The organism is Treponema sp. R6D11 (genome assembly GCF_054786075.1).
In genome coordinates this window covers 1-363 of the sequence record NZ_BDHD01001194.1, presented here as the reverse complement: position 1 = coordinate 363, position 363 = coordinate 1, and the positions used below count along the sequence as shown (strand labels likewise).

The window sequence follows — 363 nt, the reverse complement described above, 5'->3', positions numbered from 1 at the left end:
TTTTTGCCAAGCCCGGGGACGGCTTCAAGGCGCGCAATATCCCCGTTTTCAAGGGCCTTTTCAAGGTCTTCCTGGCTTATACCGCCCAATATTTTTAACGCCCCTTTCGGGCCTATACCTTCCACTTTTAACAGTTCAAGAAAAGCGTCCCGCCGCCTTACGCTTGCAAAGCCGTAAAGCTTCATCTGGTCTTCGCGGTGGTAAAGCCATGTAAATACCCTACATTCCCCGTTAAGGGCGAATTCCTGTACGTCGTTTGAAGGCATGGCTATATCCCACTCAATATCGCCCGCAAGAACAAAAATGGAGTCGCCTGCCTTGGCGGTTACAACTCCTCGGATACTGTTAAACATGGTTTTGAGC

General features: G+C 49.9%; 1 protein-coding gene. It reads right to left on the bottom strand.

What is annotated here, in order from left to right; translation table 11 throughout:
• A partial coding sequence (gene ruvA / locus ACYVTD_RS18075; protein WP_461248992.1) for a Holliday junction branch migration protein RuvA occupies positions 1–363 on the bottom strand: 363 nt, incomplete at both ends.